Annotated in this window: 25 protein-coding genes; all 25 read left to right on the top strand. The window is 41.1% G+C overall.

Features of this window, described 5'->3' with window-relative positions:
- Positions 1-7 precede the first annotated feature (7 nt).
- The 25 genes from flgB to flhG are packed head-to-tail and all read left to right on the top strand — an operon-like array spanning position 8 to position 20,465.
- Entirely contained in the window at positions 8-397 is a 390-nt protein-coding gene (gene flgB, locus NZD81_RS06980; protein WP_014663964.1) for a flagellar basal body rod protein FlgB, read from the top strand.
- Complete coding sequence (gene flgC / locus NZD81_RS06975) at positions 397-849, top strand: flagellar basal body rod protein FlgC (protein ID WP_014663965.1); 453 nt, start codon at positions 397-399, stop codon at positions 847-849. Before flgB ends, flgC begins: the two co-directional genes overlap by 1 nt.
- A gap of 10 nt (positions 850-859) precedes the next feature.
- Positions 860-1,180: a flagellar hook-basal body complex protein FliE gene (gene fliE, locus NZD81_RS06970; protein WP_003238544.1), complete on the top strand. Its 321-nt coding sequence runs from the start codon at positions 860-862 to the stop codon at positions 1,178-1,180.
- A gap of 45 nt (positions 1,181-1,225) precedes the next feature.
- Positions 1,226-2,836, top strand: coding sequence for a flagellar basal-body MS-ring/collar protein FliF (gene fliF, locus NZD81_RS06965; protein WP_040083177.1), 1,611 nt, complete (start codon positions 1,226-1,228; stop codon positions 2,834-2,836).
- 12 nt (positions 2,837-2,848) lie between these two features.
- A complete protein-coding gene (fliG, locus tag NZD81_RS06960) occupies positions 2,849-3,865 on the top strand; it encodes a flagellar motor switch protein FliG (RefSeq protein ID WP_014663967.1) in 1,017 nt (338 codons plus the stop codon).
- The gene (fliH, locus tag NZD81_RS06955) at positions 3,858-4,610 is read left to right on the top strand and encodes a flagellar assembly protein FliH (protein WP_282372022.1); all 753 of its coding nucleotides are present in this window, start codon (positions 3,858-3,860) and stop codon (positions 4,608-4,610) included. The genes fliG and fliH overlap by 8 nt, the downstream gene beginning before the upstream one ends.
- Positions 4,607-5,923 (top strand): flagellar protein export ATPase FliI, encoded by a 1,317-nt coding sequence (fliI, locus tag NZD81_RS06950; protein ID WP_040083176.1) that lies wholly within the window; start codon positions 4,607-4,609, stop codon positions 5,921-5,923. The genes fliH and fliI overlap by 4 nt, the downstream gene beginning before the upstream one ends.
- A gap of 3 nt (positions 5,924-5,926) precedes the next feature.
- A complete protein-coding gene (fliJ, locus tag NZD81_RS06945) occupies positions 5,927-6,370 on the top strand; it encodes a flagellar export protein FliJ (RefSeq protein ID WP_014663970.1) in 444 nt (147 codons plus the stop codon).
- Between the two features lie 11 nt (positions 6,371-6,381).
- Positions 6,382-6,996: a MotE family protein gene (locus NZD81_RS06940; protein ID WP_136654478.1), complete on the top strand. Its 615-nt coding sequence runs from the start codon at positions 6,382-6,384 to the stop codon at positions 6,994-6,996.
- 12 nt (positions 6,997-7,008) lie between these two features.
- Entirely contained in the window at positions 7,009-8,472 is a 1,464-nt protein-coding gene (locus NZD81_RS06935; protein ID WP_282372028.1) for a flagellar hook-length control protein FliK, read from the top strand.
- Positions 8,469-8,891: a flagellar hook assembly protein FlgD gene (gene flgD, locus NZD81_RS06930; RefSeq protein WP_014663973.1), complete on the top strand. Its 423-nt coding sequence runs from the start codon at positions 8,469-8,471 to the stop codon at positions 8,889-8,891. Before NZD81_RS06935 ends, flgD begins: the two co-directional genes overlap by 4 nt.
- Before the next feature lie 21 nt (positions 8,892-8,912).
- Positions 8,913-9,707, top strand: a complete 795-nt coding sequence (gene flgG / locus NZD81_RS06925; RefSeq protein WP_151257044.1) for a flagellar basal body rod protein FlgG — start codon at positions 8,913-8,915, stop codon at positions 9,705-9,707.
- 39 nt (positions 9,708-9,746) lie between these two features.
- Positions 9,747-9,962 (top strand): swarming motility protein SwrD, encoded by a 216-nt coding sequence (gene swrD / locus NZD81_RS06920; protein ID WP_040083172.1) that lies wholly within the window; start codon positions 9,747-9,749, stop codon positions 9,960-9,962.
- Positions 9,959-10,381 (top strand): flagellar basal body-associated protein FliL, encoded by a 423-nt coding sequence (gene fliL, locus NZD81_RS06915; RefSeq protein WP_014663976.1) that lies wholly within the window; start codon positions 9,959-9,961, stop codon positions 10,379-10,381. The genes swrD and fliL overlap by 4 nt, the downstream gene beginning before the upstream one ends.
- A gap of 33 nt (positions 10,382-10,414) precedes the next feature.
- Positions 10,415-11,413, top strand: coding sequence for a flagellar motor switch protein FliM (gene fliM, locus NZD81_RS06910; RefSeq protein ID WP_003220879.1), 999 nt, complete (start codon positions 10,415-10,417; stop codon positions 11,411-11,413).
- A complete protein-coding gene (gene fliY / locus NZD81_RS06905; RefSeq protein WP_282372036.1) occupies positions 11,403-12,542 on the top strand; it encodes a flagellar motor switch phosphatase FliY in 1,140 nt (379 codons plus the stop codon). Before fliM ends, fliY begins: the two co-directional genes overlap by 11 nt.
- 25 nt (positions 12,543-12,567) lie before the next feature.
- Positions 12,568-12,930, top strand: a complete 363-nt coding sequence (gene cheY / locus NZD81_RS06900; protein WP_014476812.1) for a chemotaxis protein CheY — start codon at positions 12,568-12,570, stop codon at positions 12,928-12,930.
- Between the two features lie 14 nt (positions 12,931-12,944).
- On the top strand, positions 12,945-13,604 hold the full coding sequence (fliZ, locus tag NZD81_RS06895; RefSeq protein ID WP_151257046.1) for a flagella biosynthesis regulatory protein FliZ: 660 nt from the start codon (positions 12,945-12,947) through the stop codon (positions 13,602-13,604).
- The gene (gene fliP / locus NZD81_RS06890) at positions 13,597-14,262 is read left to right on the top strand and encodes a flagellar type III secretion system pore protein FliP (RefSeq protein WP_003245692.1); all 666 of its coding nucleotides are present in this window, start codon (positions 13,597-13,599) and stop codon (positions 14,260-14,262) included. Before fliZ ends, fliP begins: the two co-directional genes overlap by 8 nt.
- Positions 14,263-14,276: 14 nt before the next feature.
- Entirely contained in the window at positions 14,277-14,546 is a 270-nt protein-coding gene (gene fliQ / locus NZD81_RS06885; RefSeq protein WP_003220888.1) for a flagellar biosynthesis protein FliQ, read from the top strand.
- Positions 14,547-14,553: 7 nt separating this feature from the next.
- Complete coding sequence (fliR, locus tag NZD81_RS06880; protein ID WP_014663979.1) at positions 14,554-15,333, top strand: flagellar biosynthetic protein FliR; 780 nt, start codon at positions 14,554-14,556, stop codon at positions 15,331-15,333.
- Positions 15,333-16,415 (top strand): flagellar biosynthesis protein FlhB, encoded by a 1,083-nt coding sequence (gene flhB / locus NZD81_RS06875; RefSeq protein WP_069840321.1) that lies wholly within the window; start codon positions 15,333-15,335, stop codon positions 16,413-16,415. Before fliR ends, flhB begins: the two co-directional genes overlap by 1 nt.
- Before the next feature lie 32 nt (positions 16,416-16,447).
- Positions 16,448-18,481, top strand: a complete 2,034-nt coding sequence (gene flhA / locus NZD81_RS06870; RefSeq protein WP_014663981.1) for a flagellar biosynthesis protein FlhA — start codon at positions 16,448-16,450, stop codon at positions 18,479-18,481.
- The gene (locus tag NZD81_RS06865; RefSeq protein WP_147771899.1) at positions 18,481-19,578 is read left to right on the top strand and encodes a flagellar biosynthesis protein FlhF; all 1,098 of its coding nucleotides are present in this window, start codon (positions 18,481-18,483) and stop codon (positions 19,576-19,578) included. Before flhA ends, NZD81_RS06865 begins: the two co-directional genes overlap by 1 nt.
- A complete protein-coding gene (gene flhG, locus NZD81_RS06860; protein WP_083252925.1) occupies positions 19,569-20,465 on the top strand; it encodes a flagellum location/number ATPase FlhG in 897 nt (298 codons plus the stop codon). Before NZD81_RS06865 ends, flhG begins: the two co-directional genes overlap by 10 nt.
- Position 20,466: the final 1 nt, after the last annotated feature.

Below are 20,466 nucleotides of genomic sequence, written 5' to 3'. Positions count from 1 at the left end.
AGTGGATTTGAGCTTATTTTCTGGAACGATACAAAATCTTGAAAATGCCTTGAGCAGAGCGGATATTAAGCAAAAAGTCATAACTAATAATATCGCCAATATAGATACACCGAACTATAAGGCAAAAAAAGTCTCTTTCCAAAATTTATTAGATCAAGAATCCTCACGTCTTGATGCGATAAAAACAGACTATCGTCATGTTGATTTTTCTGATACTGATTCGAATTATTCAATTGTTGCGAGCGGAGATACATCGTATCAGCAAAATGGAAACAATGTCGATGTTGACAAAGAGATGACAGAATTGGCGCAAAATCAAATCAACTATCAAGCTTTAGTTGAAAGAATGAACGGTAAATTTAATTCACTGAAGACCGTATTAACAGGAGGAAAATGATGACAGCTTTTCAGAGCTTAAATGTTTCAGCATCTGCTTTAACAGCTCAGCGGGTCAGAATGGATGTTGTATCATCTAACTTAGCAAATATGGATACGACAAGAGCTAAGCAGGTGAATGGAGAGTGGGTGCCTTACAGAAGAAAAATGGTCTCCCTTCAGTCAAAAGGTGAATCGTTCTCTTCCATTCTTAATTCTCAAATGAGCGGAAGCGGTCATGCTGGAAACGGTGTGAAGGTTTCAAAAATTACGGAGGATAAATCGGATTTTAATCTTGTCTATGATCCGACAGATCCTGATGCAAACGCTGAAGGATATGTACAAAAACCTAATGTAGATCCATTAAAGGAAATGGTTGACCTTGTCAGCAGCACCAGATCATATGAGGCGAATGTCACTGCGATGAATGCCACAAAGGGAATGCTGATGAAGGCATTAGAAATCGGAAAGTAGGTGAATGAATGTGATTAATGCAATTTCTCCTTTTCAGGTTCAAAATACTCAAAACACTCAAAATGCAACAAATCAAGTAAACAATAGCCAAAAAACAGATTCTTCAAATCAAACAAGCTTTTCGGAGCTTTTAAAAAACTCTATTAGTTCGTTAAATGAGTCCCAAGTAGCTTCTGACAACATGACTAATGCCTTGGCTGCAGGAAAAGATGTAAATCTTGATGAGGTCATGATCGCCGCTCAAAAAGCTAGCATCTCTCTAACTGCAGCAACAGAGTTCCGCAATAAAGCTGTGGAAGCTTATCAGGAGATTATGAGAATGCAAATGTAGGGGGTCTGACGATTTAGAGAAAGAGTGGAATGACCGGGGGTTAACATGAATCGTACTCTAATGCAAATGAAAAACAAAACGAGTGAGTTTTGGAAAAATAGATCTAAATTACAAAAGATTTTAATGGTTAGTGTGTTAGCGGCAATTATTATTATTGGAATTATTATTAGTGTTTTTGCTTCCAGTACAAAGATGGCTCCGCTTTACAAAGATTTATCTGCCGAAGAAGCAGGAAAAATCAAAGAAGAATTGGATGCGAAAAAAGTACCAAACGAACTTTCGAGTGGCGGTACAGTGATTAGCGTTCCGGAGGATCAGGTTGATTCTTTGAAAGTGCAGCTGGCTGCAGAAGGACTTCCTAAAACAGGATCAATTGATTACTCGTTTTTTGGGCAGAATGCCGGCTTTGGTTTGACAGACAATGAGTTTGATATGGTAAAAGTGAAAGCGACACAGACAGAACTGTCAAACTTGATCAATGAAATGGACGGTATTAAAAACTCAAAAGTAATGATTAATCTCCCGAAAGACGCTGTGTTTGTCGGTGAAGAGCAATCTGCAGCTTCTGCTTCAATCGTTCTGCAGATTCAACCGGGTTACACACTTGACCAAAGCCAGATCAACGGACTGTATCATCTGGTATCTAAAAGCGTGCCGAACCTAAAAGAAGATAATATCGTCATCATGGACCAAAATTCTACATACTACGACAAATCAGACAGCAATGCAGGGTCCTACGCGGATAGTTATTCTTCTCAGCAAGGAATTAAGTCTCAAGTTGAAAAAGACATTCAAAAACATGTTCAGTCACTGCTAGGTACGATGATGGGCCAAGATAAAGTCGTTGTCTCCGTTACAGCAGACATCGATTTCACAAAAGAAAATCGTACAGAAGACATTGTCGAACCTGTGGATAAAGAAAACATGGAAGGCATTGCAGTCAGCGCGGAAAAGGTATCTGAAACATACCAGGGCGACGGTGCAGCCAACGGCGGAACTGCCGGAACCGGCGAGGATGATGTCACAAATTATAAGGCTGATGGTGAAAATGCCGAAAGCGGGAACTACGAAAAAAATAGCAACAAAATCAATTACGAGGTTAACCGAATCCATAAAGAAATCGCTGAAAGTCCTTATAAGGTCAGGGATTTAGGGATTCAAGTCATGGTAGAGCCGCCTGATGCCAAAAACACAGCGTCACTATCAACTGAAAGACAGGATGATATACAAAAAATCCTTTCAACTGTAGTCAGAACATCTTTAGATAAAGATGAAACGCAAAACCAGAATTTATCTGATGCTGATATCAATAATAAAATTGTTGTCTCCGTTCAGCCATTTGACGGAAAAGTCAATTTGGATACAAACACGGAGAAATCCTCAGGTATCCCGCTGTGGGCATATATTACAGGCGGTGTTTTAATCGCTGCGATTATTGTTCTGATCATTATGCTTATCAGAAAGAAACGGGCGCAAGAGGATGAATTCGAGGAGTATGAGTATGAGGTTCCTCAAGAACCAATCAATTTGCCTGATATCAACGAAGAGGAAAATGAAACAGCGGAAACAGTCAGACGAAAACAGCTTGAAAAGATGGCGAAAGACAAGCCGGAAGATTTTGCAAAACTGCTGAGAAGCTGGCTGGCCGAGGATTAGGAGGAATAAGAAATGGCGAGACGTGATCAAGATAAGCTTACAGGAAAACAAAAAGCAGCCATTCTCATGATTTCCTTGGGGTTAGATGTGTCAGCTTCTGTTTATAAGCACTTAACCGATGAAGAAATTGAAAGGCTTACGCTGGAAATATCAGGTGTTCGAAGCGTCGATCATCAAAAAAAGGATGAAATCATAGAAGAATTTCACAATATAGCCATTGCACAAGATTATATTTCTCAAGGCGGTTTAAGCTATGCAAGACAAGTTCTAGAAAAGGCGCTTGGAGAGGATAAAGCGGAAAACATTCTAAACAGGCTGACGTCTTCTTTACAGGTGAAGCCATTTGATTTCGCCAGAAAAGCGGAGCCTGAACAAATTTTGAATTTTATCCAGCAAGAGCATCCTCAGACAATGGCTTTAATCTTGTCTTATTTAGATCCTGTGCAGGCCGGGCAAATTTTATCGGAGCTGAATCCTGAAGTTCAGGCTGAGGTTGCGAGAAGAATTGCGGTCATGGATAGAACGTCACCAGAAATTATTAATGAGGTAGAACGGATTCTGGAACAAAAATTATCTTCTGCATTTACTCAGGATTATACACAAACAGGCGGAATTGAAGCTGTTGTGGAAGTGTTAAACGGAGTAGACAGAGGGACAGAGAAGACGATATTGGATTCATTGGAAATTCAGGATCCCGATCTTGCTGAAGAGATTAAAAAGCGGATGTTTGTCTTCGAAGATATTGTCACACTTGATAACCGTGCTATTCAGAGAGTCATTCGCGATGTTGAGAACGACGATTTGCTCCTTTCATTAAAGGTTGCAAGCGAGGAAGTCAAAGAAATTGTATTCAGCAATATGTCACAGCGTATGGTTGAAACCTTCAAAGAAGAAATGGAATTTATGGGCCCTGTACGCTTGAAAGACGTAGAAGAAGCTCAATCGAGAATTGTAAGCATCGTCAGAAAGCTTGAAGAAGCCGGTGAAATTGTGATAGCAAGAGGCGGAGGGGATGATATTATTGTCTAATATCATTAAACAAGAATCATCTTTTTCTCCACAAAAGGAAAAAAGAAAACTTTCTATACAAGAGGTGCGTATTGATCATTCCCACCTTTTACAGGCTGAAGAGAACCCGGAGGCTCTTATGGCCCGAGTGAAAGAGGAAGCTGACCGGATTTCTGAGCAGGCGAACAGTCATATAGAAAATACTCGCCGTCAAATTGAGCAGGAGAAAAATGATTGGGCGGCTGAAAAACAGAAGCTAATTGAGGAAGCAAAAGCCGAGGGCTTTGAACAAGGAGTAGCATTGGGCAAAGCTGAGGCAATGCAACAGTATGCCGAACTGATCGGCCAAGCGAACAGAATTACTGAAATGTCCAGAAAATCTGTTGAGGACAAGCTTGAAGACGCTAATGAAGAAATCGTTGAGCTTGCCGTTGCATTGGCAAAAAAAGTATGGCAGCAAAAATCTGATGATAAAGAGGCATTCCTCCTGCTTGTACAACAGGTTGTAAACGAAGTGAAGGAATATGACGATATATCAATTTATGTTGATCCTTATTACTATGAGACAATCTTTCAGCAAAAAGATGAAATCCAGCAGCTTCTTTATAAAGAATGCCGTCTTGGTATATATGCTGATGAAAAAGCTCAAAAAGGAACCTGTTATATTGAAACTCCTTTTGGCAGGGTAGATGCAAGTGTTGACACACAATTGATGCAATTGAAAGATAAACTTCTGACAGCGCTGGAAGCGGGTGCAGCTGAATGAAGACACAGAGTCTGATAGATTGTATAGAAATGACAGACTCGTATAAACGGTACGGAAAAGTCAAGCGGGTCATCGGCCTGATGATTGAATCAAAAGGCCCTGCAAGCTCAATTGGCGACGTATGCCTGATTTATGCAAAAGGACAATCTGGGAAAGTCATTAAAGCCGAGGTAGTCGGCTTCCAAGAAGAAAATATTTTGCTTATGCCTTATTTAGAGGCTGCGAGTATTGCACCAGGCAGCATTGTAGAAGCTACTGGGGAATCTCTTCGGATTAAAGTTGGATCTGGATTGATCGGGCAAGTCATCGATGCTTTTGGAGAACCGCTTGACGGAAAACTTCTGCCCAAAGGACTTTCGCCTGTATCGACGGAGCAATCACCGCCCAACCCGATGAAACGGCCGCCTATCCGTGAAAAAATGGGTGTTGGCGTCAGATCCATTGACAGCTTGCTGACAGTCGGTAAAGGCCAGCGGATTGGAATATTTGCCGGAAGCGGTGTCGGAAAAAGCACATTAATGGGAATGATTGCTAAGCAGACAGAAGCTGACTTAAACGTCATTGCACTTGTCGGAGAACGTGGACGAGAGGTCCGGGAGTTTATTGAAAAAGATCTTGGGAAAGAGGGGCTGAAACGATCGATTGTAGTTGTTGCCACCTCAGACCAGCCAGCATTAATGAGATTGAAAGCGGCATATACAGCGACTGCAATTGCCGAGTATTTTCGAGATAAAGGCCAAAATGTCATGTTTATGATGGATTCTGTTACAAGGGTGGCGATGGCGCAGCGTGAGATTGGTTTAGCTGCTGGAGAACCACCGACGACAAAAGGCTATACACCCTCTGTGTTCGCTATTTTACCTCGTTTATTAGAGCGAACAGGTGCAAACGAGCACGGAACCATTACGGCGTTTTATACAGTGCTGGTAGACGGCGATGACATGAATGAGCCGATTGCCGATACCGTACGCGGAATTTTAGACGGACATATTGTGTTGGACAGGGCGCTTGCCAATAAAGGCCAGTTTCCGGCAGTTAATGTCCTAAAAAGCATCAGCAGGGTGATGTCAAACATATCGACAAGACAGCACCTGGATGCGGCAAATAAATTCCGCGAACTTTTATCGACATATCAAAATTCGGAAGATCTCATTAATATCGGAGCTTACAAAAGAGGCTCCTCAAGAGAAATTGATGAAGCGATACAATTTTATCCGCAGCTTATTCAATTTTTAAAGCAGGGAACAGATGAACCGGCATCATTGGAAGAAAGCATTGCTGCATTAACTAGTTTGACAGGAAATGAGGAATAAAACGTGGCTTATCAATTTAGATTCCAAAAGCTGCTGGAACTAAAAGAAAATGAGAAAGACCAATCCTTATCCGATTATCAGCAATCAGTTTCTGAATTTGAAAACGTTGCTGAAAAATTATATGAGAGTATGAGCAAAAAAGAATTACTAGAACAAAATAAAGAAAAGAAATTAAAAAGCGGCATGAGTGTACAGGAAATGAGGCACTACCAACAATTTGTCTCAAATCTTGATAATACGATTTATCACTATCAAAAGCTTGTCATTATGAAAAGAAATCAAATGAATCAAAAACAAGAAATTTTGACAGAGAAAAATATTGAAGTGAAAAAGTTTGAAAAAATGCGTGAAAAACAGTTTAAAATGTTTGCTCTTGAAGACAAAGCTGCAGAAATGAAAGAAATGGACGATATTTCGATTAAGCAGTTTATGATTCAAGGCCATTAGGAGCGAATGTAATGTCCGGCAAAAAGAAAGAATCAGGTAAGTTCCGTTCGGTTTTGCTTATCATTATCCTCCCGCTGATGTTTCTTCTAATCGCAGGGGGGATTGTTCTTTGGGCTGCTGGTGTCAATGTGTTAAAGCCGATCCAGGATGCTGCGGCAAAAACGCCGGTTCTTAAGGAATTGGTTCCTGAAACCGAAAATAAAAAAGACACAGCATCAAGTAAGGATAGCAGTAATACGGGAGCTCTGGAAAAGACCATTAAAGATCAAAAAAGTGAAATCAGTATATTGAATAAAGATTTAGAAACAAGCAAATCGGAAATCGATAGGCTCAATCAAAAGATCCGTTCACTTGAAAAGACGGCGGAGGACCAAAAAAAGTCATCTGAAGATCATACTGAGGGAACATCAGACTCGAAAGCTTCTTCTAAAAATGACAAAGTGATCAGTGTGTACAAAAGCATGGACAGCGGAAAGGCTGCGAAAATTATTGCCCAATTAAAGGAGCAAGAAGCACTGAAAATATTGAATGGCCTAAGCAAAAAGCAGCTTGCTGACATATTGGCAAAAATGACTCCTGAGCAAGCAGCAACCTATACAGAAAAAATTGCTGCCAGCCAAGAATAGGGGGAATTAAAGGTGAAGCTGCTTGAATTATCGGGACCTTTGCTACAAACGACAACGGGTTCTGCCGCTAAAAGCATGAAAAGTAGCCCGGGTGTTTTTCAAAACTGGCTTATATCTGAGGCAGGTTTAAAGGAACTCTCAGAACAAGAAAAGGGTTCTCCGAATTCCGGAGGCCAGCTTTTAGAAGATGCGCTTAAAAAGATCGGTGAATGGCTAAAAGCAAGTCCTGAAGATCAAGACAAACAAAATGCGGGTCTTCTGCAAACATTAAGCAAACTGACAGGGAAGCAATTGGATGCGAATGCTCTGCAAATGTTGCAAAATCTTTTGCAAGCAGTTGAATCAAGATTGTCAGGCGGGATGGATCAATTGCTCACAGAAACAGAGAAAATCTTTTCAGAAGCTAAAACGGCTCTGAGTGCCAATGGTTCTGCTCTTGACATTAATGGACAACTGAAGTCCGATACAGAGCAATCAAATCAGGAAAATGAAGTATCCGAGGCTGCTAAAGAATTGATCTATATCCAGATGTTCATTAGCCAGCTTGTAGAAGGGAATAAGCTGACTGATCGAGGGAACGGCAATGAAGCTCATGCCATTTACCAAAATGGGGATCAATTTCTTTCTGCATTAGAAAAAAAAGGTGTATCTCAACAGCTAATTCAGGATCTTAAACAGCAAATGTTCACCAAAGATGAGTCGAGTTCAAAACTTTATTCGATGACAGCGTCAGAGCTGAAAAGTTTTCAAAGCTTAATGGATCAAATGTCTATGCTCCCTCAAAAAGGGACCAAAGAATGGAGTTTAGCTGAAAGCCAGCTGAAAGCTTTCTTGTTATCGAAATCATCCGAATCATCACAAGACTTTGGGAAGAGCGTTTTCACACCGCTTTCGCAGAGTTCATCCAGCAAAAGTGCATCGGATGTTTCTGGAAGTATTCAGCCTGTAGATAGTAAATCAGGACTCCAAATGCTGTTTTCAGGGTATCGGGGCATAGGAGGAGTTCAAACACTTGATCTGCAGAAGATGTCAGCTGATATACCAAATGCTGAAACAAAAACGGTGGCTGATCAAGTGATCAATGCGTGGAAGCAGATGAAATATACGCCTTTCGGCAGATCAACGGGAAGCTTCACCATTCGGTTGAACCCTGAACATTTAGGATTTGTCACAATCAAGCTGACAAATGAAAATGGAATGTTTCAGAGTAAAATCATTGCATCTAGCCAATCAGCAAAAGAATTGCTTGAACAGCATCTTCCGCAGCTGAAGCAATCATTGCCGAATATGGCCGTCCAAATAGACCGTTTTACTCTTCCGGTCCAAAGCGGGGATCAGCCGATATACGGCCAGCTTGCTGATGAACAGAAACAGCAGCAAGAGGGGCAGAGACAGCAAAGACAGAAAAAGCAATCAAATGATTTTGGCGATCTGCTCGATGAAGTGTCGATGGTTGAAATGGAGGAGGAAGAATGACTTCTATAAGTTCAGAATATAAATTGCCTGAAAAAACGAATACCGTGTCGACGAACAACAGCAGCTTGGGGAAAGACGAGTTTTTAAAAATTTTAATGACTCAAGTTCAAAACCAAGATCCGCTCAACCCGGTTGACGATAAAGAATTTATCAGCCAGATGGCGACTTTTTCAAGCTTGGAACAGATAATGAATCTGAATACAACGATGACTAAATTCGTTGAAAACCAAGATCCGTTTACAACGTATGTTGATTGGATGGGAAAAGAAGTATCTTGGACTGATGGTAAAAGTGCAACAGATAAAACAGGCACAGTAAGCTCTGTTAAACATTCTAAAGGAAATTATTATCTCGTTCTTGATGATGGGACCGAGATCAGTCCTGCGAATGTCATGTCTGTGGGACAATCATCTAAATAAAAAAATCTGGGGGAATACATTATGTTACGTTCACTTTATTCTGGAATCAGCGGTATGAAAAACTTTCAAACAAAGCTTGACGTAATCGGTAACAACATTGCAAACGTGAATACAGTAGGATTCAAAAAGAGCCGTGTGACTTTTAAAGATATGGTAAGCCAAACAATTGCCGGCGGTTCTGCGGCCGGTGCAAATATCGGCGGTACGAACTCTAAGCAAATCGGTTTAGGTTCATCATCTGGCACAATTGATACAATTCATTCAACAAGCGCCACACAAAGTACAGGAAGAGCACTTGATTTAGCAATTGACGGTGATGGTTACTTCCGGATTGATACAGGTGATGGAACAGCTTATACAAGAGCAGGGAACTTCTATTTAGATAATACCGGAACATTGGTTACAGGTGATGGCTACCATGTGTTAAATATGAATGGAGGAACAATTAAAATTCCTACTGATGCTCAAAGCTTTAGCATTGGTCCTGATGGAAAGGTGTCAATTGTTGATGCCGGCGGTCAACCACAAGACGGCGGACAAATCGGGATTGTGACTTTTGCCAACAGTGACGGCTTAGATAAAATCGGGAGCAACTTATACCGTGAATCTTTAAACTCGGGTACGGCCAGTGCAGCGAACCAGCCCGGTGATGGCGGAACAGGTTCTCTTAAATCAGGATTTCTCGAAATGTCTAACGTTGATTTAACTGACGAATTTACTGAAATGATCGTAGCCCAGCGCGGATTCCAATCAAACTCAAAAATTATTACAACATCTGATGAAATCCTTCAAGAACTGGTTAACCTTAAACGTTAAGGAGGGAGGGGAGGCGAGTAATCGCTTCTCCGCTGTTTTATGATAAAAGTAACCCGTTTGAACGGGCAGCCCTTTACACTGAATGCGCTATTTATTGAACAGATTGAATGCTTTCCGGATACTACAATCACTCTGTCAAACGGTAAGAAGTTTGTAGTAAAAGAAGATGAAGAAGCTGTTCTGGAAAAGATCGCATCTTTCTACCGAAACATACAAATATTTTCAATGGATCAAGGAATAGAGGAACCGGAATGAAGAAAAAGTTAATGATCATCTTACTAATTATTCTTATCGTAATTGGTGCTCTCGGGGCAACGGCTTATTTTGTGTTAGGCGGAAAGTCCGAAAAAAGTGAAGCGAAAAAAAGTATTGATGAAATTGTTTCATCTTCTGTTGATGTAGAAGAAATCACAACAAATTTAAAGTCTGATAACATTATCCGTCTTGCTATTAAACTTGAAACTGATTCTGATAAATCAAAAGAAGAACTTGAGAAACGTGATTTTCAAGTGAAAGACGCTGTTATATCACTGCTGGCTGATACGAATGCTGATCAGATTGAGGGAGACAAGGGAAAAGAAACCTTTAAGAAGGAACTAAAAGATAAAATAAATAGCTACCTCCAAGAAGGAAAAGTAGAAAAAGTGTATATTACCTCCTTTAATCTGCAATAAAACATAATTTGACAGAATACGGAGGTGAGGAAAATGTCAGGAGAAGTTCTCTCCCAAAATGAAATAGATGCACTGCTTTCTGCAATATCAACTGGTGAAATGGACGCTGAAGAGCTGAAAAAAGAAGAAAAAGAGAAGAAAGTCAAGGTTTATGATTTCAAACGTGCGCTACGGTTTTCTAAGGATCAGATCCGCAGTTTAACGAGAATTCATGACAATTTTGCAAGACTTCTTACCACTCATTTTTCGGCTCAGCTCAGAACCTATATTCATATATCTGTCAGTTCTGTTGACCAGGTCCCGTATGAGGAATTTATCAGATCGATCCCGAACATGACGATTCTGAATCTATTTGATGTCCATCCGATGGAAGGCAGAATTATGATGGAGGTTAACCCCACGATAGCTTATACAATGATGGACCGAGTCATGGGTGGGATTGGAATCAGTCATAACAAGGTTGACAGCTTGACAGAAATTGAAACAAAAATCATTTCTAATTTATTTGAAAATGCACTGGGTAATTATAAAGAAGCTTGGCAGTCAATTGCTGATATTGAACCGGAAATGACTGAGTTTGAAGTGAATCCGCAATTCGTTCAGATGGTGTCTCCTAATGAAACAGTCGTGGTGATCTCACTTAATACTCAAATCGGTGAAATCAGCGGTGTCATTAATCTCTGTATCCCGCATATCGTCCTCGAGCCGCTCATACCGAAGCTTTCAGTCCACTATTGGATGCAATCAGACCGAAATGAGCCAAAGCCTGAGGAAACAAAGTCGCTTGAAAAACGTATCATGACAGCACAAATACCTGTCGTGGCCGAGCTCGGCACATCTGAACTGACAATAGAAGAGTTTTTAAGTTTAGAAGTCGGAGACTGCATAACTTTGGACAAATCAGTCACGGATCCTCTTACTGTATTGGTCGGAGATAAGCCGAAATTTTTAGGACAAGCCGGCCGGGTGAATCGAAAACAGGCAGTGCAAATTTTAGATCACGACATAAGAGGTGAACAAGATGGAGAATAATAGATTATCTCAAGATGAGATTGACGCGCTTCTTAACGGTACTGGCAGCACGCTTGATGAGCCAGAGGTTCCGGAAGTAGATGACTTATCGGAAATGGAGCGTGATGCGATCGGTGAAATCGGTAATATTTCATTCGGCAGTTCTGCGACAGCATTGTCAACACTTTTAAATCAAAAGGTCGATATTACGACTCCGAGCGTAACGGTTATCCCAAAAAGTAAAATCAGCGATGCGTTTCCTGAACCGTATGTAGCGATTGAAGTAAATTATACGGAGGGCTTCAGCGGCAGCAACCTGTTAGTCGTGGAACAAAGTGACGCGGCGATCATTGCTGATTTAATGATCGGGGGAGACGGAAAAGGTGCGGATCCTTCACTGGGGGAAATCCATTTAAGTGCGGTTCAAGAAGCAATGAACCAAATGATGGGATCGGCAGCCACATCAATGTCTACTGTATTCAGTAAAAAAATTGATATTTCACCGCCTCGGGTTGAATTGCTCGATGTAACTGAAGAAAAGGGCACAGACCGTATTCCTGATGATGAAATGCTGGTGAAAGTTTCTTTCAACTTAAAGGTGGGAGAATTAATAGACTCCAGTATTATGCAGCTTTACCCATTAACATTTGCGAAAGATTTAATTTCAAGCCTTATGAATTCAGGAAATGCAGAGGAAGCAACAACGGCGCAGCCTGATGCTACATACGAGCAGCCGAAAGAGCCTGTGACGCCAGAGCCTCGTATTGAACCGAAGCAACAGCAGCCGCAGCCGCCAAAAAGGCAGGGAACAGCAAAAAAAGCAACGCCAGTTCAGATTTCACCGGTGGAATTTTCTGCGTTTGATCCAAATGAGGCGACACAAGCCCCTATCAATAATCTGGATATGCTTTTAGATATCCCGCTTTCAATTACTGTTGAGCTCGGCAGAACAAAGAGAAGTGTAAAAGAAATTTTAGAGCTTTCTGCAGGTAGTATTATTGAGCTTGATAAATTAGCTGGTGAGCCGGTAGATATTTTAGTTAATCAGCGTATCGTTGCCAAAGGCGAAGTTGTTGTCATTGAAGAAAACTTCGGCGTAAGAGTCACTGACATTTTAAGCCAGGCAGAGCGCATTAATAATTTAAAATAACGAAACACAAGGAGAGAGATAAATTATGGCACATAGAATTTTAATTGTAGATGACGCAGCATTTATGCGAATGATGATTAAAGATATTTTGGTTAAAAACGGTTTTGAAGTAGTAGCGGAAGCTGAAAATGGAGCACAAGCAGTAGAGAAATATAAAGAGCATTCTCCTGACCTTGTTACGATGGATATCACGATGCCTGAAATGGATGGGATTACAGCATTAAAAGAAATTAAACAAATTGATGCTCAGGCAAGAATCATTATGTGTTCTGCTATGGGACAGCAATCAATGGTTATTGATGCCATTCAGGCCGGCGCTAAGGATTTCATTGTGAAACCTTTCCAAGCTGACCGTGTGCTTGAAGCAATCAACAAAACATTAAGTTAAAGGGTGTACGATTGTTGAAAAAGAGTCAATATTTCATCGCTTTTATTTGTTTTTTCGTTTTATTCAGTGTACATCCAATTGCTGCTGCGGCGGCAGACTCTGAGAATTCAACTGTAAACGAGTGGTTTCAAAAGAAAGATGAGAAAACTGCAGATAAGTCAGGGCAAAAGGAAGAAAAAACAACAAAAACTGCTGATGAGACGGAGGGAGCGGCTGCTCCTTCTGTCTCAGCTTTTGATTTTGTAAAGATGATTTTCGCTTTACTGTTTGTTATCGTGCTGATTTACGGGCTGGTTAAGCTCATGAACAAAAGAAATCGGCTCCTCAAGCCTTTTCAATATGTTGAAAATATTGGCGGCACATCGGTCGGCCAGAACAGATCCATACAATTGATCAAGGTCGGAAAAAGCGTGCTCGTCGTCGGTGTAGGAGAGACGATCCAGCTGCTGAAAGAAATTGAGGATGAAAAAGAGATTGAAGTCATTCTCAGTCAGCATGAAGAGGCAATGTCAAGCAAAATAGAGTGGCAAAAGTTTGTGAAGCCGCTTAAGAGTTCTGAGCATCAGCCGCAGCAAAAACTGCCTTCATTTTCAAAAGCATTAAAAGAGCAACTTGAAGAGTTAAAACAAAACCGTTCTGAAGGAAAGAAGAAAGGCCCACGTCATCATGAATGAGTTTATAAATATTTTCAGTTCAAGCGATCCGGAAAACGTAAGTTCAACTGTTAAATTACTATTATTGTTAACTGTATTTTCAGTGGCGCCTGGAATATTGATTCTTATGACTTGCTTTACTCGCATCGTCATTGTTCTGTCATTTGTCAGAACTTCACTTGCGACGCAATCTATGCCCCCAAACCAGGTTCTTATCGGGCTTGCGCTGTTTTTAACATTTTTTATTATGGCTCCTACTTTTTCAGAAATTAATAAAGAAGCGCTGACCCCATTGATGGACAACAAAATCAGCTTGGATGAAGCGTATACGAAAGCTGAGGAACCGATTAAAGAGTTTATGAGTAAACACACAAGGCAGAAGGATTTGGCGCTGTTCATGAATTACGCAAAAATGGATAAACCTGAATCATTAAAGGATATTCCGCTAACAACAATGGTTCCGGCTTTTGCTATATCAGAGCTTAAAACTGCATTTCAAATAGGGTTTATGATTTTTATCCCGTTTTTAATTATAGATATGGTAGTGGCGAGCGTCTTGATGTCAATGGGAATGATGATGCTCCCTCCAGTTATGATTTCTCTGCCCTTTAAAATATTACTTTTTGTTTTGGTGGACGGCTGGTATTTAATTGTGAAATCTTTGCTTCAGAGCTTTTAGGGTAGGTGCTAAACGTGAGTTCAGAATTTGTAATTTCTATGGCGGAAAAAGCCGTATACGTAACACTGATGATCAGCGGGCCGTTATTGGCCATTGCTTTACTGGTCGGTTTAATTGTCAGCATATTTCAGGCGACAACTCAAATCCAGGAACAGACTTTGGCGTTTATTCCGAAAATCGTGGCGGTTCTTCTGGCCCTCATTTTTTTTGGTCCGTGGATGCTGTCGACGATTCTTTCATTTACAACAGAGCTGTTTTCTAATCTAAATCGTTTTGCAGGGTAATGCAGAGATGAATTCAATTATTGACTTATTTCCTGCTTTTTTATTGGTTTTTATTAGAATCTCTGCTTTTTTTGTAACGATTCCGCTATTCGGACATCGAAATGTCCCAGCTGTTCACCGCATAGGATTTGCTTTTTTTCTGGCGGTTATTTGTTTCAGCACCATTGATAAACCGCCCTCTTTGGAGATAGATGAGCAATATATGCTCTTGGCTTTTAAGGAAGCCTTGGTTGGCCTATGTCTCGGCTTAATCGCTTATATGATGATTGCCGCAGTACAGATTGCCGGCTCGTTTATTGATTTTCAAATGGGATTTTCAATAGCAAACGTTATTGATCCGCAAACCGGAGCGCAAAGTCCGTTGATTGGCCAGTTTATTTATACGATGGCACTTTTGTTTATGCTGAGTGTCAATGCCCACCATTTGCTGCTGGACGGTATTTACTACAGCTTTCAGTATATTTCAGTGGATCAGGCATTTCCGAATTTCGGCGATGAAAAGTTTGCTTATTTTATCGCGAAAAGCTTTAATGCGATGTTTATTATCGCTTTTCAAATGTCAGCGCCTGTTGTGGCCAGTTTGTTTCTAGTTGATTTAGCATTAGGTATCGTGGCTCGAACTGTTCCGCAATTAAATGTATTTGTGGTCGGTCTGCCTTTAAAGATCGCTGTCAGTTTCATCATGCTCATTGTATGTATGTCCGTTATCTTCGTCGTTGTGCGGAATGTTTTCAGTTTAACGATTGAAACGATGCGGAATCTTTTAGCATTGGTCGGTGTTTCTTAATGAAGCTTAGAATTGACCTGCAGTTTTTTGCCGGGGAGAAGACTGAAAAAGCCACTCCGAAAAAACGGAAGGATACGCGAAAAAAAGGACAGGTAGCCAAAAGTTCGGATGTCAATACCGCCATTTCTTTACTTGTTATATTCCTTTCGCTTATAGCAATTGGCCCGTATATGAGAGACAGGCTGCTGTCATTTATAGAAACATTTTATACCGAATCGCTCACAATGAAGCTCTCAGAATCAAATGTGCATACTTTGTTTGTCAGCTTATTAAAGGATACGGGCATGATACTTGCACCAATCTTGCTTGTAGCTCTTGTTGCAGGGGTCGTAAGCAACTATATGCAGGTTGGATTCTTGTTTTCTGCTGAAGTGATACAGCCTAAGCTTGAAAAACTCGATCCGATCAAAGGCTTTAAACGAATATACAGTATGAGGGCGATTGTAGAGTTGATTAAATCAATTTTGAAAATCGCAGTTGTCGGTTTTGCGGCATTCGCTGTGCTTTGGCTGCATTATGGAGAAATTCTCCGGCTTCCTCTCCTGACACCTGAAGAGGTACTTTCTTTCGTTTCAAAACTCACTTTGTGGATGGGACTGAGCGGTGCAGGTGCTTTATTAATTCTTGCTGGTCTTGACTATTTATATCAGAGATTTGATTATGAGAAAAATATCAAAATGTCAAAACAAGATATAAAAGACGAGTACAAAAAATCTGAAGGTGACCCGATTATTAAGTCTAAAATTAAGCAAAGACAGCGGGAAATGGCGATGAGGCGGATGATGCAGGAAGTTCCAAAAGCAGATGTCATCATCACAAACCCGACTCACTATGCGATTGCCCTGAAATATGACGAAGAAAAAATGGACGCTCCTTATATTGTTGCAAAAGGTGTTGACCACCTGGCGTTAAAAATCAGGAAAATTGCTAAAGAGCATGATGTCATGATGGTAGAAAACAGACCGCTAGCCCGTGCGTTATATGATCAGGTGGAAATTGACCAGGCAGTGCCGGAAGAATTTTTTAAAGTCTTGGCAGAAATTCTGGCTTACGTATATAAAACAAAACAAAAAGTATATTGAATTTTTCGATTTAAAAGGAGAGAAAAAACAGCATGTCAACAAGAGATTTATCCGTTTTAATAAGTGTTGTCCTCATTGTGGCGATGCTGGTGATTCCATTTCCTCCATGGCTGTTAAGTATTTTGATCATTATTAATATTTCTCTTGCGTTGATCGTGCTTCTCACCACAATGAATATGCAGGAAGCGCTTCAGTTTTCGATTTTTCCGTCACTGCTGCTGCTTTTAACCCTATTTCGTTTGGGCTTGAATGTCTCAACTACCCGTTCAATTCTTTCACACGGTGAGGGAGGGAAAGTCGTCGAGACATTCGGGAATTTCGTTGTCGGCGGAAATGTATTAGTTGGACTCGTTGTATTTATCATCTTGATTATTATTCAGTTCATCGTCATTACAAAAGGTGCTGAACGTGTTTCTGAGGTTGCAGCAAGATTTACGCTGGACGCAATGCCCGGGAAGCAGATGAGTATTGATGCTGATTTAAACGCAGGGATGATTACCGAACAGGAAGCGAAGCATCGCCGCGAAAAAGTGGCAAGAGAAGCCGACTTTTATGGAGCAATGGACGGTGCCAGTAAATTTGTAAAAGGTGACGCCATTGCCGGAATCATCATTGTGATGATCAATATTATTTTCGGAATCGTGATCGGAATGCTTCAGCAGGGCATGTCCATTCAAGAGGCTGCTTCACACTTTACGATGCTGACTGTAGGGGATGGAATTGTTTCGCAAATCCCGGCACTGTTAATTTCTACAGCTACGGGTATTGTGGTCACAAGAGCTGCCTCTGAAGGAAACTTAGGGCATGACATTACAGGCCAGCTGTTTGCGTATCCAAAGCTTTTATACGTCGCCGCAGCTACGATCATGCTTTTAGGTATTTTCACTCCGATCGGCATTTTTCTGACGGGGCCGCTTGCGGGGTTGCTTGCTTTTGGCGCTTATACGCTATCTAAATCTGGTAAGGAAAAAGAAGAAGTGGATGAGATTCTTGAGGAAGAGGCTGAGGTTGACGAGCTTAAAAGTCCTGAAAGCGTTGTTCAGCTTCTGCATATAGATCCGATAGAATTTGAGTTTGGCTATGGACTCATACCGCTTGCTGATGCCAATCAAGGCGGTGATTTATTAGACCGAATTGTTATGATACGCCGTCAGTTGGCTTTGGAACTCGGGCTTGTCATTCCTGTCGTGCGGATCAGAGATAATATAGCGTTGCAGCCTAATGAATACCGATTGAAAATTAAAGGAAACGAAGTAGCAAAAGGTGAGCTGTTGCTTGATCATTATTTAGCAATGTCGCCTACACCTGAAGACGATCTGATTGAAGGGATAGAAACAGTGGAACCTTCATTCGGACTGCCGGCCAAATGGATTAGCGAAGCGGTAAAGGATGAAGCCGACATGCTTGGTTATACAGTAGTTGATCCTGCATCAGTCGTTTCAACGCATATTACGGAGAAAATAAAGCAGCATGCTCACGAATTGATCGGAAGGCAGGAGACAAAGCAGCTGATTGATCACTTGAAAGAATCGTATCCAGTCCTGGTTGAAGAGGTTACGCCAAATCCATTGTCTGTCGGTGATATTCAGAAGGTGCTTGCTAAGCTTTTAAAAGAAAAGGTTTCAATTCGAAACTTAGTAACGATCTTTGAAACACTTGCTGACTATGGGAAATTAACAACAGATTCTGATCTTTTGACAGAGTATACAAGACAAGCACTTGCTAAACAAATTACAGCCCAATTTGCCAAAGATAATGAAGTGTTGAAAGTTGTTACTTGCTCGGGTCGGGTAGAGAAGGCTATAGCAGACGGTGTGCAGCAAACGGAACACGGAAATTATTTATCGCTCGAACCAGATATTTCAGAAAGCATAGTGCGTTCTGTCGCTAAAGAAGCTGAACAGCTGTCATTACGTCAGGAAACCGCGATTCTTCTATGCTCGCCGCCTGTCAGAATGTATGTGAAACAGCTTCTGGAACGATACTTCCCTGATCTTCCGGTACTCTCTTATAACGAACTTGAGGCGAATGTTGAGGTACAAAGCATTGGAGTGGTGGATATTTAATGAAAATAAAAAAATTTACTGCTGCTTCAATGCAAGAAGCGGCACTTCTCATCAGAAAAGAATTGGGCAATGAAGCGGTCATATTAAATTCGAAAAAAATTAAAAAGCGAAAATGGTTTGGCCTCATCAACAAGCCTGCTGTTGAAGTGATCGCCGTATTGGATCAGGACTTTCTTGAGCAAAAAACGCCTCAGAAGGCAACTGAACCGAAACAAACATTAAAAACTCCGGTCAGCAGTCCGAAAATAGAGGAGAGGACATCCCCTCAAATTCCGGTGCAACAGGAGCAAGGTGATTTTTCAGCATATCAATCTGTACTTCCTGAGCCACTGCGAAAAGCAGAGAAGCTTTTGCAAGAAACGGGAATTAAAGAGTCAACGAAAACGAGCACTCTGAAAAAATTGCTTCGCTTCTCTGTGGAAGCAGGCGGCCTTAATGAAGAAAATGTGGTCGGCAAACTTCAGGAATTACTATGCGATACGCTGCCTTCAGCAGACAAGTGGCAGGAGCCAATCCATTCAAAGTATATCGTTCTCTTTGGTTCAACAGGGGCTGGTAAAACAACTACACTAGCTAAACTCGCAGCCATATCTATGCTTGAAAAACAGAAAAAAATCGCTTTTATTACTACAGATACGTATCGAATTGCAGCTGTTGAACAGTTGAAAACATACGCTGAACTGCTGCAGGCTCCTCTGGAAGTTTGTTATACAAAAGAAGAATTTGAGCAGGCGAAAGAGTTATTTTCTGAGTATGATCATGTGTTTGTTGATACAGCCGGAAGAAACTTCAAAGACCAGCAATACATTGATGAACTGAAAGAAACGATTCCTTTTGAAAGCAGCATTCAGTCATTTCTTGTTTTATCCGCGACTGCAAAATATGAAGATATGAAACATATTGTCAAACGGTTTTCATCCGTCCCTGTCAATCAGTTTATTTTTACGAAAATAGATGAAACGACTTCCTTAGGTTCTGTGTTTAATATACTGGCAGAATCAAAAATAGGTGTCGGATTTATGACAAACGGCCAGAATGTGCCTGAGGATATACAGACTGTATCTCCACTTGATTTTGTAAGGATGCTGTGCAGATGAACCGATATGACCAAGCAGCAACTTTACGGGCGAAAATGGAAAAGCGTCAGCGCGTTCTGCCAATGGTTTATTCACAAAAAGCGAAGACACTTGCTGTCATCAGCGGCAAGGGCGGTGTCGGAAAATCTAATATTACCTTAAATATGGCACTTGCGTTGCAGGACAAAGGTAAAAAGGTGCTTCTCATCGACCTTGATATTGGGATGGGGAACATTGATATATTAATGGGAAATTCATCGTCTGCCACGATAATCGATGTTTTAACCGATCAGAAGCCGTTGTTACAGTCATTATCCGTTGGCCCAAAGGGTTTGCGGTATATATCAGGTGGAACCGGTCTGGATGTGATGTTTCAACTGGATCAGAGAAAATGGACGTTTTTTGCCAATGAACTTTCTCATGCATTAAGCCAGTTCGATTATGTGCTGTTTGACATGGGAGCAGGATTATCAAAAGATCAACTGCCTTTTATTTTATCAGCAGAAGATATTTTGATCATAACAACTCCCGAGCCGACGGCCATCATGGACGCATACAGTGCTGTCAAGCACTTGGTTTTGACAGGAAATAAGCTTTCGATGAAGGTGGCTGTCAATCGGTGCCGTGACCAAAAAGAAGGGCTTGACGCTTTTGCCCGTCTTTCCCGCACAATTCATATGTTTTTGGATGTTCAGGTTCAGTTTGCCGGTTCCGTTTCTGACGATGTGATCGTGAGCAAAGCGGTTGTCGAACAGGTTCCTTTTTTCATAAAAAGCCCTCAGGCAAAAGCCAGCCGGTCAGTCCGCCTTTTAGCGGACGCCTTGTTTGAAAGAGAAGAAACGAGACACAAAGAAGACAAACAGACATTTATTGAGAAATTATCTTCTTTTTTAATGAGGAGGGCTTAAT

Origin of the sequence: Bacillus sp. B.PNR1 (assembly GCF_030386235.1) — a bacterium.
GTDB classification, from domain to species: domain Bacteria; phylum Bacillota; class Bacilli; order Bacillales; family Bacillaceae; genus Bacillus; species Bacillus stercoris.
This window is presented reverse-complemented; position numbering and strand designations above follow the sequence as displayed.

What these genes read in the sequence shown, in the direction of transcription:
- NZD81_RS06940 (WP_136654478.1), top strand. Translation starts at nt 6,382, where the DNA reads ATGTCCGGCAAAAAGAAAGAATCAGGTAAGTTCCGTTCGGTTTTGCTT.
- fliY (WP_282372036.1), top strand. Translation starts at nt 11,403, where the DNA reads ATGGAGAATAATAGATTATCTCAAGATGAGATTGACGCGCTTCTTAAC.
- NZD81_RS06865 (WP_147771899.1), top strand. Translation starts at nt 18,481, where the DNA reads ATGAAAATAAAAAAATTTACTGCTGCTTCAATGCAAGAAGCGGCACTT.
- flgD (WP_014663973.1), top strand. Translation starts at nt 8,469, where the DNA reads ATGACTTCTATAAGTTCAGAATATAAATTGCCTGAAAAAACGAATACC.
- flhB (WP_069840321.1), top strand. Translation starts at nt 15,333, where the DNA reads ATGAAGCTTAGAATTGACCTGCAGTTTTTTGCCGGGGAGAAGACTGAA.
- flgG (WP_151257044.1), top strand. Translation starts at nt 8,913, where the DNA reads ATGTTACGTTCACTTTATTCTGGAATCAGCGGTATGAAAAACTTTCAA.
- fliR (WP_014663979.1), top strand. Translation starts at nt 14,554, where the DNA reads ATGAATTCAATTATTGACTTATTTCCTGCTTTTTTATTGGTTTTTATT.
- flgC (WP_014663965.1), top strand. Translation starts at nt 397, where the DNA reads ATGACAGCTTTTCAGAGCTTAAATGTTTCAGCATCTGCTTTAACAGCT.
- fliG (WP_014663967.1), top strand. Translation starts at nt 2,849, where the DNA reads ATGGCGAGACGTGATCAAGATAAGCTTACAGGAAAACAAAAAGCAGCC.
- fliL (WP_014663976.1), top strand. Translation starts at nt 9,959, where the DNA reads ATGAAGAAAAAGTTAATGATCATCTTACTAATTATTCTTATCGTAATT.
- swrD (WP_040083172.1), top strand. Translation starts at nt 9,747, where the DNA reads ATGATAAAAGTAACCCGTTTGAACGGGCAGCCCTTTACACTGAATGCG.
- fliI (WP_040083176.1), top strand. Translation starts at nt 4,607, where the DNA reads ATGAAGACACAGAGTCTGATAGATTGTATAGAAATGACAGACTCGTAT.
- fliP (WP_003245692.1), top strand. Translation starts at nt 13,597, where the DNA reads ATGAATGAGTTTATAAATATTTTCAGTTCAAGCGATCCGGAAAACGTA.
- flhA (WP_014663981.1), top strand. Translation starts at nt 16,448, where the DNA reads ATGTCAACAAGAGATTTATCCGTTTTAATAAGTGTTGTCCTCATTGTG.
- fliF (WP_040083177.1), top strand. Translation starts at nt 1,226, where the DNA reads ATGAATCGTACTCTAATGCAAATGAAAAACAAAACGAGTGAGTTTTGG.
- cheY (WP_014476812.1), top strand. Translation starts at nt 12,568, where the DNA reads ATGGCACATAGAATTTTAATTGTAGATGACGCAGCATTTATGCGAATG.
- fliM (WP_003220879.1), top strand. Translation starts at nt 10,415, where the DNA reads ATGTCAGGAGAAGTTCTCTCCCAAAATGAAATAGATGCACTGCTTTCT.